The sequence below is a fragment of the Allobosea sp. AAP35 genome (genome assembly GCF_001295925.1).
Classification (GTDB): domain Bacteria; phylum Pseudomonadota; class Alphaproteobacteria; order Rhizobiales; family Beijerinckiaceae; genus Allobosea.
The window spans coordinates 124,232-144,103 of sequence record NZ_LJHQ01000003.1 but is presented as its reverse complement, the minus strand read 5'-3'; the positions used below and the strand labels follow the sequence as shown (position 1 = coordinate 144,103).

Annotated in this window: 18 protein-coding genes and 2 tRNA genes; 8 read left to right on the top strand and 12 right to left on the bottom strand. The window is 64.6% G+C overall.

What is annotated here, in order from left to right:
• Positions 1 to 44: 44 nt before the first annotated feature.
• The 4 genes from IP69_RS01705 to IP69_RS01690 all read right to left on the bottom strand — a co-directional run bounded on the left by IP69_RS01705 (position 45) and on the right by IP69_RS01690 (position 4,489).
• Positions 45 to 1,163 (bottom strand): mandelate racemase/muconate lactonizing enzyme family protein, encoded by a 1,119-nt coding sequence (locus IP69_RS01705; protein WP_054141078.1) that lies wholly within the window; start codon positions 1,161 to 1,163, stop codon positions 45 to 47.
• Positions 1,164 to 1,611: 448 nt separating this feature from the next.
• Positions 1,612 to 2,802, bottom strand: coding sequence for a nucleotide-binding protein (locus tag IP69_RS21260; RefSeq protein WP_197279620.1), 1,191 nt, complete (start codon positions 2,800 to 2,802; stop codon positions 1,612 to 1,614).
• Positions 2,803 to 3,862: 1,060 nt separating this feature from the next.
• The gene (locus IP69_RS22550) at positions 3,863 to 4,327 is read right to left on the bottom strand and encodes a DUF6538 domain-containing protein (protein WP_054141076.1); all 465 of its coding nucleotides are present in this window, start codon (positions 4,325 to 4,327) and stop codon (positions 3,863 to 3,865) included.
• A gap of 86 nt (positions 4,328 to 4,413) precedes the next feature.
• Positions 4,414 to 4,489: transfer RNA gene (locus tag IP69_RS01690), tRNA-Phe, on the bottom strand.
• Between the two features lie 199 nt (positions 4,490 to 4,688).
• On the opposite strand from IP69_RS01690, the gene IP69_RS01685 reads away from it, so the two are divergent.
• The 6 genes from IP69_RS01685 to IP69_RS01660 all read left to right on the top strand — a co-directional run bounded on the left by IP69_RS01685 (position 4,689) and on the right by IP69_RS01660 (position 11,417).
• Positions 4,689 to 4,779: transfer RNA gene (locus IP69_RS01685), tRNA-Ser, on the top strand.
• Positions 4,780 to 5,168: 389 nt separating this feature from the next.
• The gene (locus tag IP69_RS22065; protein ID WP_054141075.1) at positions 5,169 to 5,609 is read left to right on the top strand and encodes a hypothetical protein; all 441 of its coding nucleotides are present in this window, start codon (positions 5,169 to 5,171) and stop codon (positions 5,607 to 5,609) included.
• A gap of 62 nt (positions 5,610 to 5,671) precedes the next feature.
• Positions 5,672 to 7,378, top strand: coding sequence for an HlyD family efflux transporter periplasmic adaptor subunit (locus tag IP69_RS22465; protein WP_054141074.1), 1,707 nt, complete (start codon positions 5,672 to 5,674; stop codon positions 7,376 to 7,378).
• A 10-nt stretch (positions 7,379 to 7,388) separates the two neighbouring features.
• Positions 7,389 to 10,514, top strand: a complete 3,126-nt coding sequence (locus IP69_RS01670) for an efflux RND transporter permease subunit (protein ID WP_054141073.1) — start codon at positions 7,389 to 7,391, stop codon at positions 10,512 to 10,514.
• A 20-nt stretch (positions 10,515 to 10,534) separates the two neighbouring features.
• Entirely contained in the window at positions 10,535 to 10,909 is a 375-nt protein-coding gene (locus IP69_RS01665) for a hypothetical protein (protein WP_054141072.1), read from the top strand.
• 22 nt (positions 10,910 to 10,931) lie between these two features.
• Complete coding sequence (locus IP69_RS01660; RefSeq protein WP_248306663.1) at positions 10,932 to 11,417, top strand: DUF305 domain-containing protein; 486 nt, start codon at positions 10,932 to 10,934, stop codon at positions 11,415 to 11,417.
• A 180-nt stretch (positions 11,418 to 11,597) separates the two neighbouring features.
• Here the strand turns inward: IP69_RS01660 and IP69_RS01655 are convergent, their stop codons facing one another.
• The 4 genes from IP69_RS01655 to dctP are packed head-to-tail and all read right to left on the bottom strand — an operon-like array spanning position 11,598 to position 14,934.
• Complete coding sequence (locus IP69_RS01655) at positions 11,598 to 12,041, bottom strand: type II 3-dehydroquinate dehydratase (RefSeq protein ID WP_054141070.1); 444 nt, start codon at positions 12,039 to 12,041, stop codon at positions 11,598 to 11,600.
• 38 nt (positions 12,042 to 12,079) lie between these two features.
• The gene (locus IP69_RS01650) at positions 12,080 to 13,375 is read right to left on the bottom strand and encodes a TRAP transporter large permease (RefSeq protein ID WP_054141069.1); all 1,296 of its coding nucleotides are present in this window, start codon (positions 13,373 to 13,375) and stop codon (positions 12,080 to 12,082) included.
• Positions 13,372 to 13,890, bottom strand: a complete 519-nt coding sequence (locus tag IP69_RS01645; protein ID WP_156323227.1) for a TRAP transporter small permease subunit — start codon at positions 13,888 to 13,890, stop codon at positions 13,372 to 13,374. The genes IP69_RS01650 and IP69_RS01645 overlap by 4 nt, the downstream gene beginning before the upstream one ends.
• Before the next feature lie 54 nt (positions 13,891 to 13,944).
• A complete protein-coding gene (gene dctP / locus IP69_RS01640; protein ID WP_054141067.1) occupies positions 13,945 to 14,934 on the bottom strand; it encodes a TRAP transporter substrate-binding protein DctP in 990 nt (329 codons plus the stop codon).
• A 207-nt stretch (positions 14,935 to 15,141) separates the two neighbouring features.
• On the opposite strand from dctP, the gene IP69_RS01635 reads away from it, so the two are divergent.
• The gene (locus IP69_RS01635) at positions 15,142 to 15,810 is read left to right on the top strand and encodes a GntR family transcriptional regulator (protein WP_054141066.1); all 669 of its coding nucleotides are present in this window, start codon (positions 15,142 to 15,144) and stop codon (positions 15,808 to 15,810) included.
• A gap of 106 nt (positions 15,811 to 15,916) precedes the next feature.
• The gene (locus IP69_RS01630) at positions 15,917 to 17,836 is read left to right on the top strand and encodes a sugar phosphate isomerase/epimerase and 4-hydroxyphenylpyruvate domain-containing protein (RefSeq protein ID WP_054141065.1); all 1,920 of its coding nucleotides are present in this window, start codon (positions 15,917 to 15,919) and stop codon (positions 17,834 to 17,836) included.
• Between the two features lie 97 nt (positions 17,837 to 17,933).
• On the opposite strand, the gene IP69_RS01625 is transcribed toward IP69_RS01630, so the two are convergent.
• The 4 genes from IP69_RS01625 to IP69_RS01610 form a co-directional block, all read right to left on the bottom strand.
• Complete coding sequence (locus IP69_RS01625) at positions 17,934 to 18,218, bottom strand: hypothetical protein (protein ID WP_054141064.1); 285 nt, start codon at positions 18,216 to 18,218, stop codon at positions 17,934 to 17,936.
• A 22-nt stretch (positions 18,219 to 18,240) separates the two neighbouring features.
• Positions 18,241 to 18,690 (bottom strand): hypothetical protein, encoded by a 450-nt coding sequence (locus tag IP69_RS01620; RefSeq protein WP_054141063.1) that lies wholly within the window; start codon positions 18,688 to 18,690, stop codon positions 18,241 to 18,243.
• Positions 18,691 to 18,824: 134 nt separating this feature from the next.
• Entirely contained in the window at positions 18,825 to 19,052 is a 228-nt protein-coding gene (gene yacG / locus IP69_RS01615) for a DNA gyrase inhibitor YacG (RefSeq protein ID WP_054141062.1), read from the bottom strand.
• Positions 19,045 to 19,866: a glucose 1-dehydrogenase gene (locus tag IP69_RS01610; RefSeq protein WP_054141061.1), complete on the bottom strand. Its 822-nt coding sequence runs from the start codon at positions 19,864 to 19,866 to the stop codon at positions 19,045 to 19,047. The genes yacG and IP69_RS01610 overlap by 8 nt, the downstream gene beginning before the upstream one ends.
• Positions 19,867 to 19,872 lie beyond the last annotated feature (6 nt).

Below are 19,872 nucleotides of genomic sequence, written 5' to 3'. Positions count from 1 at the left end.
CGGCGCCGCCGGCCCGCCCTGCGCGCGTCAGGCCAGCGGCGGCATCACATCAGCGGCTTGGCGAAGCGGGCGAAAGCATCGGCCTTGGGCGTCGTGCCGGCGCCCGGCCGCTGCGGCTTCAGGAAGCAGCCATCGACGACGTCGGCCGGCTCCTCGAACGCGTCCTTGATCCAGGGGATGTATTCGAGAACCGGCGTCGCCTGGTGCCAATAGGCGAGGTGGACATGGACCTGGCTCATCTCGCCGGCATGGGGCGCCACCGGCAGGCGGCTGGCGAGCGCCAGATCCGCGACCTGGATGTATTCGGTGATGCCGCCGAGCCGCGTGACATCGGGCTGGACGTAATGGATGGCATCGGCCGCCATGAAGGTGCGGAAGGCGTCGAGCGAATAAAGCTGTTCGCCGAGCGCGATGGGGATGGAGGTCGAGCGGGCGAGCGCCGCATGCGAGCCGACATCGTCATACCAGAGCGGTTCCTCGAACCAGAAGATGTCGAGCGGCTCGGCGCGCGCACAGAAGCGCTTGCAGGTCGGCAGGTCCCATTTGCCGTTGCCGTCGATGGCGAGTGCGACATGGGGTCCGACCGCCTGGCGCACCGCCTCCAGCCGGCCGATATCGATGCCGGGATCGGCATGGCCGACCTTGACCTTGATGCGGTGGAAGCCGTCGCGCTCGACTGCCCTACGGCAGCCCTCGACGAGTTGGTCCTTCGGGATCGAGAGCCAGCCGATATCGGTGTTGTAGGCTTCCAGCCGCGGCTTGCTGGCGCCACCGAGCAGGTGCCACAGCGGCACCTTCGCGTGCTTGGCCTTCAGGTCCCAGAGCGCGACGTCGACCGCCGCCAGCGCGAGTTGGGTGATGCCGGCGCGGCCGACCCATTGCAGCGCCGGCTGGCGGGCGAGCTTGAGCCAGAGCCGGCTGGTTTCCAAGGCATCCTCGCCGATCAGCAGCGGCGCGTAGCAATCGCGGATACAGGTGGTGATCAGCCGGTCGGAGGGCAGATCGGCATGGGTGCCGGTGAAGCCATAGCCTTCGAGCCCCTCCTCCGTCACCACCTTCACGCCGACCACGCCCCAATGGCTGATGCGATGCGTCGAATCGGCGATCGAGCCGCCGGTGACGGGGATATGCAGGATGAAGGGTTCGATTCTGGCGATGCGCATGCGTGTCCTCCCGGGCCTCTGCTCGCGACCGGACCGGCCACGGCGGCTTGTTGGCGAGGAGACGACCACAGCGGGAGCCCGGCTTCAACGCCAGTGACGGCGCAGCCGCCCTGCATCGCGTGGGGGGCCCTCACCCGGCATGGGACCGGCCGACGGGCAACGCGACGCGCCGGTTTGCACAGCACGTCCGGTTGGCACGCAGATCATCAGTCGGAAAGAAGAATGGTGCCCAGAGCTGGATTGCGCTTTTGCGACCCAATTTCGTTGAAACTAAAGAGAAATTTGGTGCGGTCAAATGGCTTTGTTACACAGTGGTGTTGTTCGTACGGAAATCCTGCCTCGCTTAACAGACCGGCGGCGTTATTCTCAGCACGGCTGGCCAGTCCGCATCTCCTATTGACGGGCAGTCCTGCGGCCGGCTGCATCGCAATTGCCCTCGATAGGTAGCTCACAAAAACTGTTCGGCCTGCTGCCTCAGCGCCGGAAGGCGGTTATGCATAATGGCACTACACCAGCTCTTATACTTCTCGATCAATTTCCAATAACGCTCCCTAACTGGCCGCATAATGTAGCCTTGGAGCTCTAAAGTTGGATTATCGCTGCGCCTTTGTATTTCACGAATGCGTTCTGAGTAATGCTCCAAGAAATTATCAAGATCCCCCGCAACGGTATCTCGTCGGATAATACTCGGGCCATAGACAGCGGTCTCTAACTCACGCACGAAAGCGGGCGCACCAGCAATCCTGTCGGAGAAGCTCTTGCGGAATAGACCTATTCCCGCGTGAAGGAGCAACACTGCTGCTAGCTCTTCCTCCAGCGAGGCCATTTGCCTTTTAACTTTTGAGGTCGGCTCCAGAATTTGTAGAGTTGCGTGAAGGGCACTTGGAGAGTTTGAACGGACCATTTCCGTAAGATCGCTGATAGCATCAATCAACGATTCAGCCTCTTTGCGGGTCAGCTTACGCTCCAATATTGGACCGTCGGGAAAAAAGACCTGTTGCGGATTAGCTAACTGCTGCTTCTCAGATAGCTCCGCCGCCAATCTACCTGTGATATTCGTAAGCTCTTGCTCTTTTTGAGCTAGTTGTTCTTTAAGCACCTTCTCCCGGAGTTGAAAAGCTAAATCCGCGTTTTCTAATTGACAATTCTGAGTTTCAGGCGAGGCTTCACTAACTCTGCTAACTGGACCAAGGATGCGCACTTGACGACGAATTGAATTACACGCGGACCCAAGCGCCGCTCGTAAGTTTCGGTCTTTCCGACTTGGGTCGAAGAGAGCTGGTGTTATTCCAGTCAAGTCAGTCGGTAAATGGAGATCGCCGACTCCGCGCGGCACTACAATGAAACAGCGGTCAGGACCTAAACGACCTACAAACAATCCAAGTTCGAAGATAACATTATCTCGAATAGCCCTTTTACTCTTGTCACGGATGGCAACGATATCATCGGGTGAGAAGATGAATACACCGAAGTCCGATGCATCCAATTGCGCTATGAGCGAAGGCACGGCTGTTTTAGAAAGTGCAAAAACGGACTGAGGCCAAACTGTTGCCTCCACGTCATACTCAAGTTCCTCTTGAGCGGCATATGCTAAATCGAGCTTCTCCGCAGAGGAGCCTATAAAGAGTGCCGGTTTCATTCGCTTCTCAATGACTCCAAGCAGACAGAATGTCGTTGCTACGCAAGCAAGCGTCACCTTAAATGATGTCACGTCAAGGGTGAACGCGGGCGCCTTTCGCCTCGACATTCGCTCGTTGCCCACAGAAATTGGGCTCAGTGATGACGCGCTCTCGGGATAGCGTTGAGGTCCGAAACGTTGAGTGATGACTATGCCTACTGATTGGCCGATGCGGTTCTGCACGAAGTGCAACGGTCTCACGCCGTTCAATTCCCATAATCGTTGCCTCGTCTGCCAACGAGAAAGAAGTCTGGCCTACGCTGTGCGGAAAAAGGCGTCCGGCGGCGCTTTCTCAAAAGCAATCCGCGCCAAGCTGATCGCAGACAACCCCAATAAATGCCCGAAATGCGATACGCCTTGGACGGACGTTCCTCGTCATAGCCAGCATCTCGATACGCCCTGGCATTTCGACCACCACGTCTCACCTCAGAATGGCGGCACCAACGCGGATTCGAACGCGCGGATTCTCTGTTGGCGATGCAATCTGGTGAAGTTGAACAAGGCTGCCAGCTAACGCGGCCAGCAGGTAGTGTAAACCACCGCCTCCACCACTGTATGGGCTCCACGTACGGAAGAGAGACCCACCCCCCATTGGTCCCGGAGGTGGCTGCACCAGCGATCCGTCTTGTGACTTCGCGCACCACCTCATGCCCCACCACGCGCCCTACCCCCGTCAACGCGATGCCTGCACCCCATGGCATGAGGTGGGACCGCAAGGCATCGGGGAAGAGGTCGGCCTCATTTTAGGGGTCACCCATGTGAGAGGTCGGATACGAGGCAACGGCGCAGAGTTTCCCCCATGTGGGTCTGCCGAATGCCACCATGGGTAAGCGACACGCCACCCACCCGCTCCATGTGCCCGGCCTGCCGCTGGCCTCCGGCTGGATCGACGGCTGCCCGCCCTTTGAACGGGGAGCGACCGAATGTGGCCCGGATGTCTCACGCAGAGGCCGGCCGCACCCTTCTCAACCTCTGGGCAGCCAAGCATGTGGAGTCCACGCGAACGGCGGGCGCGGGGAAGTTACAGAGGATGCGCGAGGGTGAAGCTCGCCCGGTCGCCATCACTGCGCTGGGCGCCTTGCGCATGGTCTCGAATCCACCCGGCGGGCGTGTGAACCACCGCGACCGTACGCTCCTCCGGGCGCTCCGAAGCCCACGCCCGGTATAGCTCACCGGCGAGCGCGGTTGCTTGACGATGCATGAGCGACAGGGGCTTGGTCGCGCGGAGACCCCGCCACACCTCCTCCAAGAATGCCGCCGCCATCGCCTGCCGACCCTTGGCTTCGCTGGGGTCTCGCGTCCGCAAGGAGAAACGAATCGCTTTGCTTTGGGTCGTCACGGTGAGGTGGTGAAATTCTCCCCCGCCCAACGGGATAGAAAGCCTGACACCAGCCGCTCGCGACAAAACGTCAGCGGGGATGCGCTGGACGAACTGGAGATGGGACGAGCCTGGACGCTTCACCGAACGGACGAGCCTATAGAGCATTGTTGCGCACCGTTGTTACACAGTCGGTGAGGCGCAAGGCTCTGTAAAGGCTTAAGTTCTTGAGGTTTAAGGCTTCAAGAAAGTGATGGTGCCCAGAGCTGGAATCGAACCAGCGACACTGCGATTTTCAGTCGCATGCTCTACCAACTGAGCTATCTGGGCGCCGGGGAGGCGAAGCCGCATCCCTGTTGGTCGGCGCGGTATAGCCAGTGATGGCTACGCTGTCCAGTCGCTTTGACGGCTTTGCGACAACGAAGCGCTGCAAGCCCTGCAGCACTCACCCACGTGGTTGCGAAAGACGCGGGATTGTCGTTTCAACGGCTTGTCAAAGCGGGCGACCATCGGGCATAGAGCATTCAACGGAGACGTGGCCGAGAGGCTGAAGGCACTCGTTTGCTAAATGAGCATACCCCAAAAGGGTATCGAGGGTTCGAATCCCTCCGTCTCCGCCACATTTTTCCAGTCAGCAATACTTTCCAGCGCCATACTGATCGCGGACCCAGGTCCGTTCGGCGATCGTCGTCGTCCTGACGGTGCCGCGATTATCCAGCAACCCGGTCAGTGACGGGCGCGCGCTGATCCTGGAGCGATCCCGCCAGATCGTGATCATTCGGATCGACTTTTGGCTGCCTTGGCGGGCGTTTCGACCGCGCCGTCATGACCATGGACGATCAGGATCGGCTCTTGCCTTCGTCGGAGGTCTCATCCCCTGTTGGCTGACCATGTTCACCAATTCACGACTTCCTTGCCATGAGGCGACAGATCTCTGCGCGGCCCTCTTGACCTTCCCCTATGGGAAGCACCACTTCGCCATCTGGATCCACCGAATCAGCGGAACGACGTGACGGCATTCGATGTCCTGGCCAAGGCACTGAAGGCGACCGCGCTGGTCGTCCTGCTTTCGTTCGCTTGGGCCATGCCGGCGAATGCCCATGCCGGCCACGGCGCCGCAGTCAAAGCCGTTGCGCCGGCGGCGGCGATCCTGCCGCAGGACGCGCACCAGGCCCTTGCCACCGCTTCACTCGCAGCCGATTCTGCGGGCCTCTGCGACTGGTCGGCGACGAGCGCGCCGGCTCCGACGGGCTGTCCACAGGGCGAAAATGCCCCGGAACGGACGTGCTGCGGCACGATGTGCATCGTCGTCCTCATGGAGCACGGCATCGCTTCGCTCCCCCTGCGGACCCCTCATCGAATCCGGCTGAATGTGCCGCCGGAGACGCCGTCGCTGGTGAGGGCGCCACATCTCCCCTCGAGGCCTCCACGAACCACCAACATCGCCTGAGCGTCGGCCGGCTTTTCAGCCGCGCCGCCGGATGTTCATGCCGATCGCGATGGGTTCGTTTCATGTTTTTGCTCGTCCGCAGCCTCGCACGCTGCCTGATGGCGCCCTTGGCGCTGGCTTCCCTTCTGTCCGTTGCCCCACTCGCGGCCCATGAGGGCCACGACCATGGCGCCCCGCCCGCCCCCGTCGCCACGGAGGGCTCGCCGAGGGTTGGGCTGCATTCCGACGCCTATGAGCTCGTCGGCATCCTGCGCGGGGACCGGCTGACGCTGTTCCTGGACCGCTATGCCGGCAACGCCCCCGTCACCGATGCCGGCCTCGTCGTGACGATCGGAACCGGGGCGGATGTCGCGGCGACACCAACGCCGGATGGGACCTACGTCGTGGCCTCGGATCGGCTTGTCGGCGCGGGCCCGCTGGAACTCGTCTTCGCCATCACCCATTCCAGCGGAGACGACCTGCTGATCGGAACGCTGGACCGCCCGGCCGCCCCCACCCCGGCGGCCGGCGCGCCGGCGGGATCGGTCCCGGCCGCACTGCAGCCAGCAAGCGTATCGATCGCGGGCCGGCCGATTCCGGTTTTGTATCTCGCAACGGCTGGGGCGCTCGCACTGGGGCTCCTGCTCGGCGCCGGGCTGCGCCGCTCGCGAGCGGCCGCATCGATGGCGAGCCTGGTTGCCCTTCTGCTGATCGCGGGGACGGTCGTCACGAGCGCCCATGAGGGCCATGATCACGGCGACGCCGCCAAGGTTGCGCCGCCCGCCGGCGATACCCCGCGCCGTCTCGCGGATGGCTCGGTGTTCGCGCCGAAGCCGACGCAGAGGCTGCTCGACGTGCGTACCCAGGTCACCAAGACCGAGGAGGTCCGCAAGACCGTGGCCCTGGTCGGCCGCGTGATCGCCGATCCCAATCGCTCGGGCCAGGTGCAGAGCATCACCGGCGGCCGGATCGTCGCGCCCGACGGCGGGCTGCCGCGTCTGGGGCAGGCCGTCCGGCGCGGCGAGATCCTCGCCTCCGTCGAGCAGGCCGTGCCGCAGGCCGACCGCACCACCATCGCCGAGCGCGTCGGCGAGATCGAGCAGCAGATCGCCATGGTCGAGGCGAAGCTGAAGCGCTCGCGCGGACTGGCCGAGCGTGCCATCGCGCCGCAAAGCCAGGTCATCGATGCCGAGATTGAACTCGACGGGCTGATGCGGCGGCGCGAAATCGTCGGGCGGATCCGGATCGAGCCCGAGGTGCTGCGCGCGCCGCTCGATGGCGTGGTCTCTGCGGTGCGGGTCGTGGCGGGACAGGTGGTGGGCTCGCAGGATGTCCTGTTCCAGATCGTCGATCCCGCGGGATTATGGGTCGAGGCATTGTCCTATGGCGATGTCGACCTTTCACAGCTCAGCGGCGCTTCGGCGTTGCTGGCCGGCGGCCAGCCGCTCAGCCTGTCCTTCCGGGGCATCGGACGGGCGCTGCAGCAGCAGGCGACGCTGGTGCAGTTTGCCGTCGAAGACGCGCCCGCCACGGTCGCGATCGGCCAGCCCGTCCGGGTGACGGCCCAGAACGGGGCAAAAGTCAGCGGCATCGTCGTTGCGCGCGACGCGGTCGTGCGCGGGAGCAATGGCGAGGCGCTGGTCTGGCGCCATACCGACCCCGAACGCTTCGAGGCCAGGCCCGTTCGCACCGAACCTTTTGATGCGACGCGGCTGGTGATCCGGTCCGGCATCGCGCCCGGCGAACGGATCGTCGTGCGCGGCGCCGAACATCTCAACCAGATCCGCTGAGGCGAGAGCGATGTTCAACCTCCTCGTCTCGGCCAGCCTGCGCAACCGGCTCTTCGTCATCGCCGCCGCGCTCGTCCTCGTGGCTTACGGCTCCTATGTGCTGCCGCGCGTCCCCGTCGATGTCTTCCCCGATCTCAACCGCCCGACCGTCACCCTGATGACGGAAGCCGAGGGGCTCGCCCCGCAGGAGGTCGAGCAACTCGTCACCTACCCGCTGGAAACGGCGATGAACGGCATGCCCGGCGTGCTGCGCGTGCGCTCCGTCTCGGGTGTCGGCCTGTCGATCACCTCTGTCGAGTTCGACTGGGGTACCGATATCTACCGGTCGCGCCAGCTCGTTGCCGAGCGGCTTTCGCTGGTGCGCGAGCAACTGCCGCGCGGCGTCAACCCGCAGATGGGCCCGGTCTCCTCGATCATGGGCGAGATCATGCTGGTGGCGGTGACGGCCGATCGGGCATCCCCGATGGAGGTGCGCGAGATCGCGGATTTCACCATCCGCCCGCAGCTCCTGAACATTGCCGGCGTCTCTCAGGTCATCCCGATCGGCGGCGAGGTCCGGCAGTACCGCATCACGCCCGATGTCGCGGCCCTGCAGGCGCTCGACGTCACTCATGAGCAGATCGAGGCGGCGGTCACGCGCTTCGGCACCAACACCGGCGGCGGCTTTGTCGACCAGCAGGGTCGGGAATACCTGATCCGCAATGTCGGATTGACGCAGCGGCTGGAGGATCTGCGCAACACCGTCGTGATGCAGCGAAACGGCCAGCCGATCCTGCTGCACCAGGTCGCGCGCGTCGAGTTCGCGCCCCGCGTCAAACGCGGCGATGCCGGTTTCCAGGGTAGGCCTGCGGTGATCATCGGCATCCAGAAGCAGCCCGAGGCCGATACCGTCGCGCTGACGCGGCAGGTCGAGACGGCCCTCGCCGAGATCCAGAAGACCCTGCCCGCCGGCATCTCCGCGACGAACGTCCAGTTCCGGCAGGCGACGTTCATCGAGACCTCGATCGCCAATGTCGAGCGCGTGCTGCTGGAGGCGGCCGGCGTGGTCGCCGTCATCCTGCTGCTGTTCCTGATGAACATCCGCGCGACCCTGATCTCGCTAACGGCGATCCCGGTCTCGATCCTGACCACGGTGCTGGTCTTCCAGGCCTTCGGCCTGACCATCAACACCATGACGCTGGGCGGGCTCGCCATCGCGATCGGCGAACTGGTCGATGATGCGGTCGTGGACGTGGAAAACATCCTGCGGCGGCTGAAGCACAACCGGGAGAGCGCGGCGCCCAAACCCGTGCTGGAGGTGATCGCGGCGGCCTCGCAGGAGGTGCGGTCGGGCATCGTCTATGCGACCGCGATCATCGTCCTCGTCTTCATCCCGCTCTTTGCCCTGTCGGGCATCGAGGGGCGGCTCTTCGCACCCCTCGGCATCGCCTACATCGTCTCGATCCTGGCGTCGCTGATCGTCGCGGTCACGCTGACCCCGGTGATGGCCTATTACCTGTTGTCGCGCGCTCCCAGCGGCCATGAGCGCGACTCCTTCGTCGTGCGCCATCTGAAGCGGGGCAATGCGGCGCTGCTGCGCTGGGCTTTCGAGACCCGCGCCGCGCTGATCGCGCTCGTCTTGGTCGGCGTGTCGCTGGCCGTCTATGGCGCGACCCTGCTGCCGCGCACCTTCCTGCCGCCCTTCAACGAGGGCACGCTGGTGGTCTCGCTGCAGTACAATCCGGGCATCTCTCTGGCTGAGAGCCATCGCCTCGGGCTGATCGCCGAACAGCTCGCCCTCAAGGTCCCCGAGGTGAAGTCGATCGGTCGCCGCACGGGCAGAGCCGAGCTCGACGAGCATGCGGAGGGCGTCCATTCCTCGGAGGTCGATATCGATCTGCATCGCTCGGACCGGCCCAAGGAGGCGATCCATGCCGATATCCGGGCGGCGCTGAGCGTCCTTCCCGTTTCGGTCAATATCGGCCAGCCGATCAGCCACCGGCTCGACCACATGCTCTCGGGCGTGCGGGCCCAGATCGCGCTCAAAATCTATGGCGAGGATCTCGACACGATCCGCAGCCTCGCCGAGACGCTGCGCGAGCGTCTGGCGTCTGTGCCCGGCCTCGTCGATCTCCAGATCGAGCGGCAGGTCCGCATTCCGCAATTGCGCATCGATGTCGACCACGAGAAGGCGGCGCTTTACGGGCTGACGCCGGCCAGCGTCACCCAGGCGCTGGAGACGCTCTCCAACGGCCGCACAGTTTCGCAGATCGTCGACGGCAATCGCCGCTACGACGTCGTGCTGCGGCTGTCGGACCAGGACCGCTCGACCACCGGGCTCGAGGATCTGCTGATCGCGACGCCCGGTGGCCACATCCCCTTGCGCCTGATCGCCTCGGTCTCCGAAACCGACGGCCCCAACCAGATCCAGCGCGAGAACGGCCAGCGCCGCATCGCCGTCTATGGCAATGGCGATGGGCAGCGCGACATGGCGGCGATCATCGCCGAGATCCGTCAGATCGTGGCGCAGACGCCGCTGCCGCAGGGCTATGTCACCCGCATGGAGGGCACCTTCCAGGCGCAGGAGGAGGCGACGCTGCGGATTGGGCTGCTCAGCCTGGTGTCGCTGGCGCTGATCTTCGTCGTGCTGTTCACGCGCTACCAGTCGGCGGTGCTGGCGCTGATCATCATGGGCAACATCCCGCTCGCGCTGATCGGCAGCGTCGTCGCGCTGCACCTCGCGGGACAGCCGCTCTCGGTCGCCTCGATGGTCGGCTTCATCACGCTCGCCGGCATCTCGGCGCGCAACGGCATCCTCAAGGTCTCGCACTACATCAACCTGACGCTCTATGAGGGCGAACGCTTCGGGCGCGACTTGGTCATCCGCGGCAGCCTGGAGCGGCTGACGCCCGTCCTGATGACGGCGCTCTCGGCGGGGCTCGCGCTGATCCCGCTGCTCTACGGCGCCGACCAGCCCGGCCGCGAAATCCTGCATCCGGTCGCGGTCACGATCTTCGGCGGCCTGATCTCGGCGACGATCATCGACACGGTGCTGACGCCCGTCCTGTTCCTGACCTTCGGCCGCAAGCCGCTCGAGCGGCTCATTGCCAGCCGGATGGCGAGCGAGGGCGGCTCATCGCCCCAGGAAGCCTTCTGAAACCTCCAAGGAGACCAGCCATGCTCAAACGGATCACTGCCCTGGCACTGATCGGCCTCGCGTCGACGGCCGCGGCCCACGAACTGGCGAAAGGCCCCAATGGCGGCCCGCTCGTCGATGTCGCTGGGCACCATATCGAGATGGTGGCGAAGGGAACCGAGCTCGTTCTCATCCTCACCGACGCCGCCGACAAGCCGCTGTCATCGGCAGGAACGAAGGCCGCGCGCGCCATCGTCCAGGACGCCGGCAAGACCGCGACGGTGGCGCTGAGCGCCGTCGAACCCAACAGGCTGGTCGGGACGCTCGCCCAGCCGCTGGGCGCGGGCGCGCGCATCGTGATTTCCGCCACGCTTGCCGACGGCCACGCCCTGCAGGCCCGTTTCACCAACAACTGACCCCCAAAGAAGGACACGACCCATGACCCGTTCAACACCCATGACACGTTCGATCCAGACCGCGCTGATCCTCCTCGCGCTTGCCGGCCCAGCCTTTGCGCAATCGTCCCATCAGGGGCATGGCGGACACGGTGCCGCTCCCGCCCCAGGCGCCGGCGCGCCCAAGGGCCAGATGGGCGCCGGCACAGGCATGATGAACATGGATTCCATGCAGTCCATGATGAAGACGATGATGCCCGCACCCGGCGATACGGCCTCGACGAAGGACTTCAAGAGCGCCGATATGAAGATGATGCACGACATGGCCGTGCCCTATACCGGCAATGCCGACGTGGATTTTCGCACCAAGATGATCCCGCATCACCAGGGCGCGATCGACATGGCCAGGGCCGCACTGGCCTATGCCAAGGACGAGACCACGAAGACGCTGGCCGCGCAGATCATCAAGGACCAGGAGCGCGAGATCGCCGAAATGCGCGAATGGCTCAGCAAGAACGCACCGAAGTGAGCATCGCGGTGCGGGGGGAGGGCTTGCCGTCCCCCCGCACCGGAAGGCTCTCGCCCGCACCGGAAGGCTCTGGCAGCAATGTCTCCAAGCCGCCGAAGAGCGGCTTCGGCTGATGGCGCACCCTCTCCGCAGGTGGACAGGGTGGTTAGGGTGCGCGGCAGAGCGCCAGACCGGCGCTGATCAATGTTCCAGCTGTTTGACCAGGGTTCGCGCGGCCTGGACGGCGACGGGATAGCCCTCCGCCCCCAGCCCCGCGATGATCGCCGTCGCAACCAGCGACACGAAGGAGCGATGATAAATCGGTTCACGGCGATGAATGTTGGTGATGTGCAGCTCGATGACCGGCCCCGGAAACATCTTCAGCGCATCGAGGATCGCCATCGAAGTAAAGGTGAAGGCCGCCGGGTTGATGACGATGGCGCAGCCGCCGTCGATTGCCTCGTGGATCCAGTCGATCAGCTCGTATTCCCGGTTGGACTGGCGAAACTCCAAGGGCGCGTCCCCGGCCGCAGCGCGGCACATCGCCTCGATCTCGGCAAGCGTCGTGCTGCCATAGAGATGCGGTTCTCGCGTGCCGAGACGGCTCAGGTTGGGTCCGTTGATGACATAGATCGGCTTGGTCACGTGAGCACCAATGCTGGATTGGAGAAGCGGGCCCCGGCTCAGCCGGGATAGCCCATGAGGCGCGGCAGCCAGAGCACGAGGCCTGGCAAGAGCGTGATCAAGGCGAGCGCCACGATCAATGCGGTGAGGAACGGCATGCACTCCCGCACGATGTCTCGCAGCGGAACGCCGGTGATGTTGTTCATGATGAAGAGCAGCAGCCCATAGGGTGGCGTGATCAGCCCGAGCATGATGTTCACGACGACAACGACGCCAAAATGCACCATGTCGATGCCGAGCGCCTTGGCCGTGGGGATCAGGACCGGCACGACGATGAGCAGGATCGCAGTGCCTTCCAGCAGGCAGCCGAGCACCAGCAGGACGACGTTGACGAGGAGCAGGAAGCCGAGCGGCGAGAGGTTCCAGCCCGAGAGCAGCACTTTCAGGGTCTCGGGGATGTTCTCGATCGTGACGACATAGTTGAACACCAGGGCGCCGGCGATGAGCATGCCGATCGAGGCCGTGGTGCGGGCGCTGTAGGCGAGCGAGCTGTAGAAGGCCCGCAGCGAGACGCTGCGATAGAGCAGCACGGAGATCGCCAGCGCATAGGCAGCTGCGACTGCCGCGGCTTCCGTCGGCGTCGTGGCGCCGCCATAGATGCCGCCGAGCAGGACCACCGGCATCATCAGCGCAGGAAGGGCACGCCAGGTGATGCCCGGTAATCGGCGCAGCGGGACCGGCGGCTCGACCGGGAAGTTCCGCCGGCGCGCCGTCGCAGCGACGATTGCCATCTGCGCGCCTGCCATCAGCAGACCAGGCACGACGCCGGCCAGGAAGAGGAAGCCGATCGAGGCGTCGGAAACGAGCGCGTAGAGCACCATCGGGATCGAGGGCGGGATGATCGGGCCGATCACGGAGGATGCGGCCGTCAGCGCCGCCGCGAAGCTCGGCGGATACTTGCCGTCCGTGGTCATCATCGCCTGCATCATGCGTCCGGTCCCGGCCGCATCGGCGATGGCGGAACCGGACATGCCGGCGAAGATCACGCTCTGGACGATGTTGACCTGGGCAAGGCCGCCCCTGAAGCGCCCGACCAGCGCATCGCAGAAGCGCAGCAGGCGCTCCGTCATCGATCCGATATTCATCAGCTCCGCCGCGAGGATGAACAGGGGCACGGCGAGGATGACGTAATTGGTGTACATCCCGTTCAGCAGCTGCTCGGCGGCAATGCTGAGATCCTGTCCCGCGAGCAGCAGATAGAAGATCGAGCCGGCGATCATGGCGTGGCCGATCGGCAGGCCCAGCAGCGACAGCGTGACGATGGCGAGAATGCACAGACCGAAGGGGCTGGTCATACGCCGGAGCCTGCCTTGGTCGGATCGAACGCTTCCGGCGCCGAACCGCGAAGCGCCTGCCAGCCGAGCCAGAGATAACGCGCGATCGCGGCCACGGCGAAGGCAAGGTAAATCGCATAGACCCAGTTGAACGGCAGCTTCATATAGGCGGTCCGCTCGACCTTCATGAACGAGACGTACTCCGCCATGGCTGGGAGCGAGACGCCGTAGAGTGCGACGAGCGCGGTGGCCGTGATCACCGCCATTACCCGGCGTGCGCGTGGCCCGACCGCGCCATAGATGATGTCGAAACGGATCTCATCGCTTTCGCGTGTGACGAAGGCGGCGCCGAACAGCACCATCCACAGCCAGAGCAGCACGCTGATCTCGTGCGTCCAGCCGATCGACAGGTTGAGCCCGTATCGGAAGACGATCTGCAGGATGAAGACGACGAACATGGCGCCAAGCATCAACGCCAGCACATTTTCGGCGCGACGTGCGAGCCAGCCGCCGACCGCGGCCATTCGATACTTCACCGCACTCTCCCGGCGTTGAAAGGGGCGCCGGCGCGAAGCCGGCGCCGTATCACCTCAGAGGGCGTTGATCTTGTCCACCATCCCGGCTGGCCAGCTCTTGGCCAGATCAGAGGCGAGATACTTCTTCTGGGCGAAATCGCGGAAGGCCCCCACGTCGGGCGCATAGACCTCGAGCCCCTGCTTCTTGAAAAAGTCGACGAGCTCGCCTTCCTTGCGGACGTGTTCGCGGGTGCTCCAGTCGATCGCGGCATCCGCTGCGGCCTGGAAGGCCTTCTGCTTCTCGGGCGACATCGCTTTCCAGATCTTGTCGGTAACGCAAAGCAAATCGAAGCCGACGAGATGCGAGGTCAGCACGATCTGCGAGGAGACCTCGTAGAATTTCATGTTCTGGACGTTGGGCAGAGGATTGTCCTGACCGTCGATCGCGCCGCTCTGAAGGCCGGTATAGACCTCGGCATAGGCCATCGGCGTCGGGTTGGCGCCGAGCGACTGGCCCAGGAACTGCCAGGCGTCACCACCGGGCATGCGCAGTTTGACGCCGACCATGTCGGCCGGCGTGCTGATCTTCTTCTTGGGCTTCAGACCGACATGGCGCGCGCCGAAATAGGTCGGCCCGAGGATGCGGATGTTGAGCTTTTCTTCCGCCATCTTCTTCAACTCGGCGCCGACATTGCTGGCGAACACCGCCTGCAGATGCGCCGCGTCCCGCAGGAGATAGCCGGAGGTGAGAATCGACCACGCGGGAATCTGGTTGGAGATGTCCTGGGGGGCGATGTTGCCCATTTCCAGATTGTTGCGCTGCATCGCCACCAGCTCGGTGCCCTGCTTGAACAGGTTTCCGCCGTAGTAGGGCTGCAGCGTGAACTCGTCCTTGATGGCATCGCCGAAGCGCTTCATCATCTCAGCGCGGATATCCTGCTCGGAGAACACCGCTGAAAAGCGCAAATTGGGCTTGGCCTGCGCCATAGCGCCGCTGGCCAGCCCGGTGCCGATGGTGGCCATGCCGCCTGCGATCAGAGCACGCCTGTCAATTGAAATGGCCATTTCGATCCTCCCGTTCTGAGCGGACTATGACGCCGCCTTGTGCGCGAAGTATCGGCGGACGCCGCGCTCGATGCAACATGGATTATCCATTTCGTATGAGATTTTAAATTTCGCCATTTGAATTGATCCCAGCGCCGGCTCGTCTATGTTGGCGGATCGACCCGTCTTGTTTTGCTGCCGTACGAGACAACGAGTCCAGGCAACCGCATGCTGACCATCACCCCCACAGCGCCCCCTGTCGGTGAAACCGCCTATCGGCGGATCCGAGCCGACATCATCTTCGCCCGGCTCGCGCCCGGGCAGAAGTTGAAGCTCGATGTCCTCAAGGAAGCCTATGGGGTGAGCGTCAGCACCTTGCGGGAACTGCTCAACCGCCTCGCCTCGGAAGGGCTGGTGGAGGCGGAGGGCCAGAAGGGTTTCCTCGTCGCCCCCGTCTCGGCCATCAATCTGCGCGAGATCGCCGCGATGCGGCTGCTGCTGGAATCCCACGCCCTGGCGCAGTCTTTCGCGGCGGGCGACATGGAATGGGAAGGCCGTGTCGTCGCAGCCCATCACAAGCTCGCTTTGATGGAACGGCGCATGCTGTCGGGAGATCGCGGCGAAGCCGAGTTATGGAAGCGCTATGATTGGGAATTCCACCACGCCCTGATCTCGGCCTGCGGGTCCAAGGTGCTCCACGAGACGCATGCGGCGATCTACGACAAGTATCTGCGCTACCAGATGGTGGCGGTGGTGTTCAGGGGCGAAATCGCGGCCGAGGAACACAAGCTCCTGCTCGATTGCGCCATGGCGCGCGACACGGCGCGCGCCATCGCCATCCTCTCCACCCATGTCGATGCCTGCGTCGATCACACGGCGACCGCAGGTTTCCTCTGAGATGAGCCCGTCCAGCGCATGACAGATGCTCGGCACCACACAGGCACGGCGTCATGATCCGCAGCTGTGCCGGCTGGCGCGGATCGATCGCTGAAAAGGACGTCCCATGATCCCTTCGATCGCCACGGTTTGTGTCTCCGGGACGCTGTTGGAAAAGCTTGAGGCGATTGCGGCGGCAGGGTTCCGTGCCGTGGAGATCTTCGAGAACGACTTGATCGCCTTTCCCAGTTCGCCCGCCGAGGTCAGGCGCATCTGCGGCGATCTGGGGCTTGCAATCGTCACCTGCCAGCCCTTCCGCGATTTCGAAGGCATGCCCGATGCGCGGCGTCAGCGCACCTTCGAGCGGGCCGAACGCAAGTTCGATCTGTTGCAGGAGCTGGGCACCGACTTGCTGTTTGTCTGTTCCAGCACATCGCCGGAGGCTCAAAGCGGGATCGACCGGCTTGCCGCCGACTTCGCCGAGCTGGGCGAGCGTGCGGCCAAGCGCGGCCTGCGCGTTGGCTACGAAGCGCTGGCCTGGGGCCGGCACGTGCATGATTATCGCGATTCCTGGGAGATTGTCCGCCGGGCCGGGCGGGACAATGTCGGCATCATTCTCGATAGCTTCCATATCCTGTCCCGGGGGCTCGAAACCGCCACGATCGGCACCATCCCATGTGACCGCATCGTCATGGTTCAGATGGCCGATGCGCCGCGGCTGCAGATGGACCATCTGTCCTGGAGCCGCCATTGGCGCTGCCTGCCCGGACAGGGCGAACTCGACATCGCCGGCTTCATGCGCGACCTCGTCGCGACCGGATATGAGGGCGTGCTGTCGCTTGAAATCTTCAACGACCGCTTCCGCGCCGGGTCGGCGCGGTCGGTGGCGCTGGACGGCCATCGCTCGCTGATCTGGCTGCTGGACGAGACATCCAGGGCGCTGGGCAGGCCAGTGCCGGGGGCGATCGCGATGCCGCCACCCGCGCCTGTCGAGGCTGTCGAATTCATCGAATTCGCGGTCGCGGAAGCTGAACAAGCGGGCTTTGCCGCCTTGCTCGCGGCGCTCGGCTTCACCCGGACCGGCACCCATCGCAGCAAGGACGTCGATCTCTGGAGCCAGGGCGACATCCGCATCGTGCTGAACGCCGACAGCGATGGCTTTGCGCATAGCTATCAGATCAGCCATGGCGCGGCGGTGTGTGCCATCGCGCTTCGCGTGCCCGATGCGGCGGCCGCAACGGAACGGGCCAGACTCCTGCTCGATTTGCCGCACACAGGCGCCGCAGGTCCAGGTGAGCTCGATTTGCCAGCCGTCCGTGGCGTGGGCGGCAGCCTCGTCTATTTCATCGACCGGACCTCGGCGCTGGGCGGCTGGTCGCAGGTCGATTTCGAGCCGACGGGCGAGACAAGGGACGGCGCCGGGTTGATCGCGGTCGATCACATCTCCCAGACCATGCAGTACGAGGAAATGCTGACCTGGCTGCTGTTCTACTCGTCGCTGTTTGCGACGACGAAGATGCCGAGCCAGGCCGTGATCGATCCTGGCGGCGTCGTGCAGAGCCAGGTCGTCGAAAGCGGGCTCGATGCCGAGTCTCGGAAGGGCCTGCGCCTGATCCTCAACGGATCGCAAAGCCACCGCACCATGTCGGCGCGGTTCATCACCGACTTCTTCGGCTCGGGCGTGCAACACGTTGCGTTCGCCACCGCCGATATCGTGGGAACGGTGTCGAGGCTGATGGCGAATGGCGTTGCCATGCTGCCTGTTCCCGAAAACTATTACGACGATCTCCTGGCCCGATCCGATCTTTCAGCGGAGGCGATCGCGACGCTGCAAGCCCTCGGCATCCTTTATGACCGGGACGGCGAGGGATGTTTCTGGCAGGCCTATACGACCACGCTCGATGGCGGGATGTTCTTCGAGATCGTCCAGCGCGAGGGCTATGGCGGCTATGGCGCGGCCAATGCAGGCGTCAGGCTCAGCGCCCAGTCCCGCCTCGCCCGCCCGGTTTCAATGCCGGCGCCCTACAGTCAGACTGCGCCCGCGTGAGTGAGATCAAAACGCCGACGCCATGGCGGCGATGCGTCACGGCGTTTTTTTGCTTTCGCTAAGGCGCACGGAGCCTCGGGCGGACGGAACCATCCCGTCAAGACAGGCGGCGGTCGCGGATGTCCAGGATCCGGTCGCACAGCGCGCGGTGTTCGCTGAGCAGCGCCTGAAGCGGTGTCAGCGGACGGAAGGCACGGGCGTCGTGGTCGTCCTCGCCATCCTCGCACCAGGCCTCGATGGCGGCATCGGCGGCCTGGACGTGAAACTGCGAGGGCGAGCCGCCATTCGGCTCGCCCTGCTCCTGCGCGATCTGCAGGGCGATCAGGCGCCGCAGCGCCTGCTCGGCTTCGAGGACCGCATCGAGTTCGTCGCTATAGGCCATGGCGTCCGAGCCGAAGGAGCGCCTAGCGGATGATGCCGCGTTTCGGCAGCCCGTCGATATCGCAGCGGCAGGAGGTCCCGACCGGCTGAGGGCGCGTCCGGCAGGCGCCGCGCGAGGTCGCGCAAAAATCGCCAAAGCCGCCTCCCCCGCCGCGCCGATAGCGCGGGCCGTCATCATCGAAACGGGGCCCGCGATCATAGCGCGGCCCGCGATCGTCATAGCGCGGGCCGCGGTCGTCATAGCGAGAGCCGCGATCGTAGCCGCGCTGGTCGCCACGACCATAGGGCTGAGCCTGTGCCGGCGGCTGCTGGGGACGCTGCCGGGGCTGAGCGGCCGGCGGCGGAGCCTGGCGGCCCGGGCCCGGACGAATCGTCGCGAACGGATCCTCGTTACCCACGATCTGAGAGTTGGCGGCAGCCCCCCATAGCAGCGCGGCGCCGGCGACGGCCACCCATGCGAGCTTCTTGAACATCGAGCGTCTCTCCTGGCAGCGGCCACCCTGCTGCAACCCATGCGCGGATAGCCTATCCGCTTGTCATAGCGGGTGTTCGATGAACGGGGGCTGACAGCTTTTTGGCTGGTTGAAACCTCTCCCCGTCGCAGCTCTCAGGCCTCGTCGTCGCGATCGCGCGACGGCAGCCCCGTCTCGGTTTCCTCGACCGCCTCGCCGGGGATGACGTAGCTGCCCTTGAGCCAGCGGCCGAGATCGATGTCGGCGCAACGCGACGAGCAGAACGGCTTGTAGCGCGCCACCGCCGGCTTGCCGCAATTCGCGCAGGGTTTCAGAGCGGGCGCGGCAGCCGCGGCCGGCGGGGTGTTCTCGTTGTCAGCCATATTTGAGCGTGATTCCTCCATCGACGACCATTTCGAGGCCGGTGACATAGCGCGCCTCATCGCTCGCCAGGAACAGCGCGGCATAGGCGACGTCCCAGGCCTCGCCCATATGGCCCATCGGGACCTGCGCGTCACGCGCCGCCCACATCGCCTCGATGTCGCCCTGGCCGTAGACCTGGGCCAAGCCCGCCGAGTGCTCGACCATCGGCGTCTTCATCAAACCCGGCAGGATCGCGTTCACGCGGATCTTCTGGGCGGCGTACTGCACGGCGGTGGTGCGGGTGAGCTGGTTCAGCGCCGCCTTGGTGGCCGAGTAGCTAGCATAGGGCACGCCGGTGTAGCGGATCGAGGCGATCGAGGAGATGTTGATGATCGAGCCGCCCTCCCCGCTCTCCTCGAACTGGCGCTGCATCACCGGGATGACATGCTTCATCGCGAGAAACGCGCCGGTGAGGTTGACCTTGAAGACGCGCTCCCAAACCTCTTCCGAGAGTTCGACGACGCCGCCGACCTCGGCGATGCCGACATTGTTGTCGAGGATGTCGATGCGGCCATAGCGGCCGAGCGTGCGGCCGACGAGATCGGCCATCGCCTCCGTGCTGGTGACGTCGGTCTGCACCGCAAAGGCCTGGCCACCCTCGTTCTGGATGAAGGCCGCCGTCTCCTCGGCCGCAGCGAGGTCGATGTCGGCGCAGATCACCTTCGCGCCCTCGCGGGCGAAGACCGTGGCGGTGGCCTTGCCATTGCCCCAGCCCGGCCCGATCGACCCCGCTCCGGCCACGATCGCGACCTTGCCCCTCAGACGTCCCGTCATGCGTAT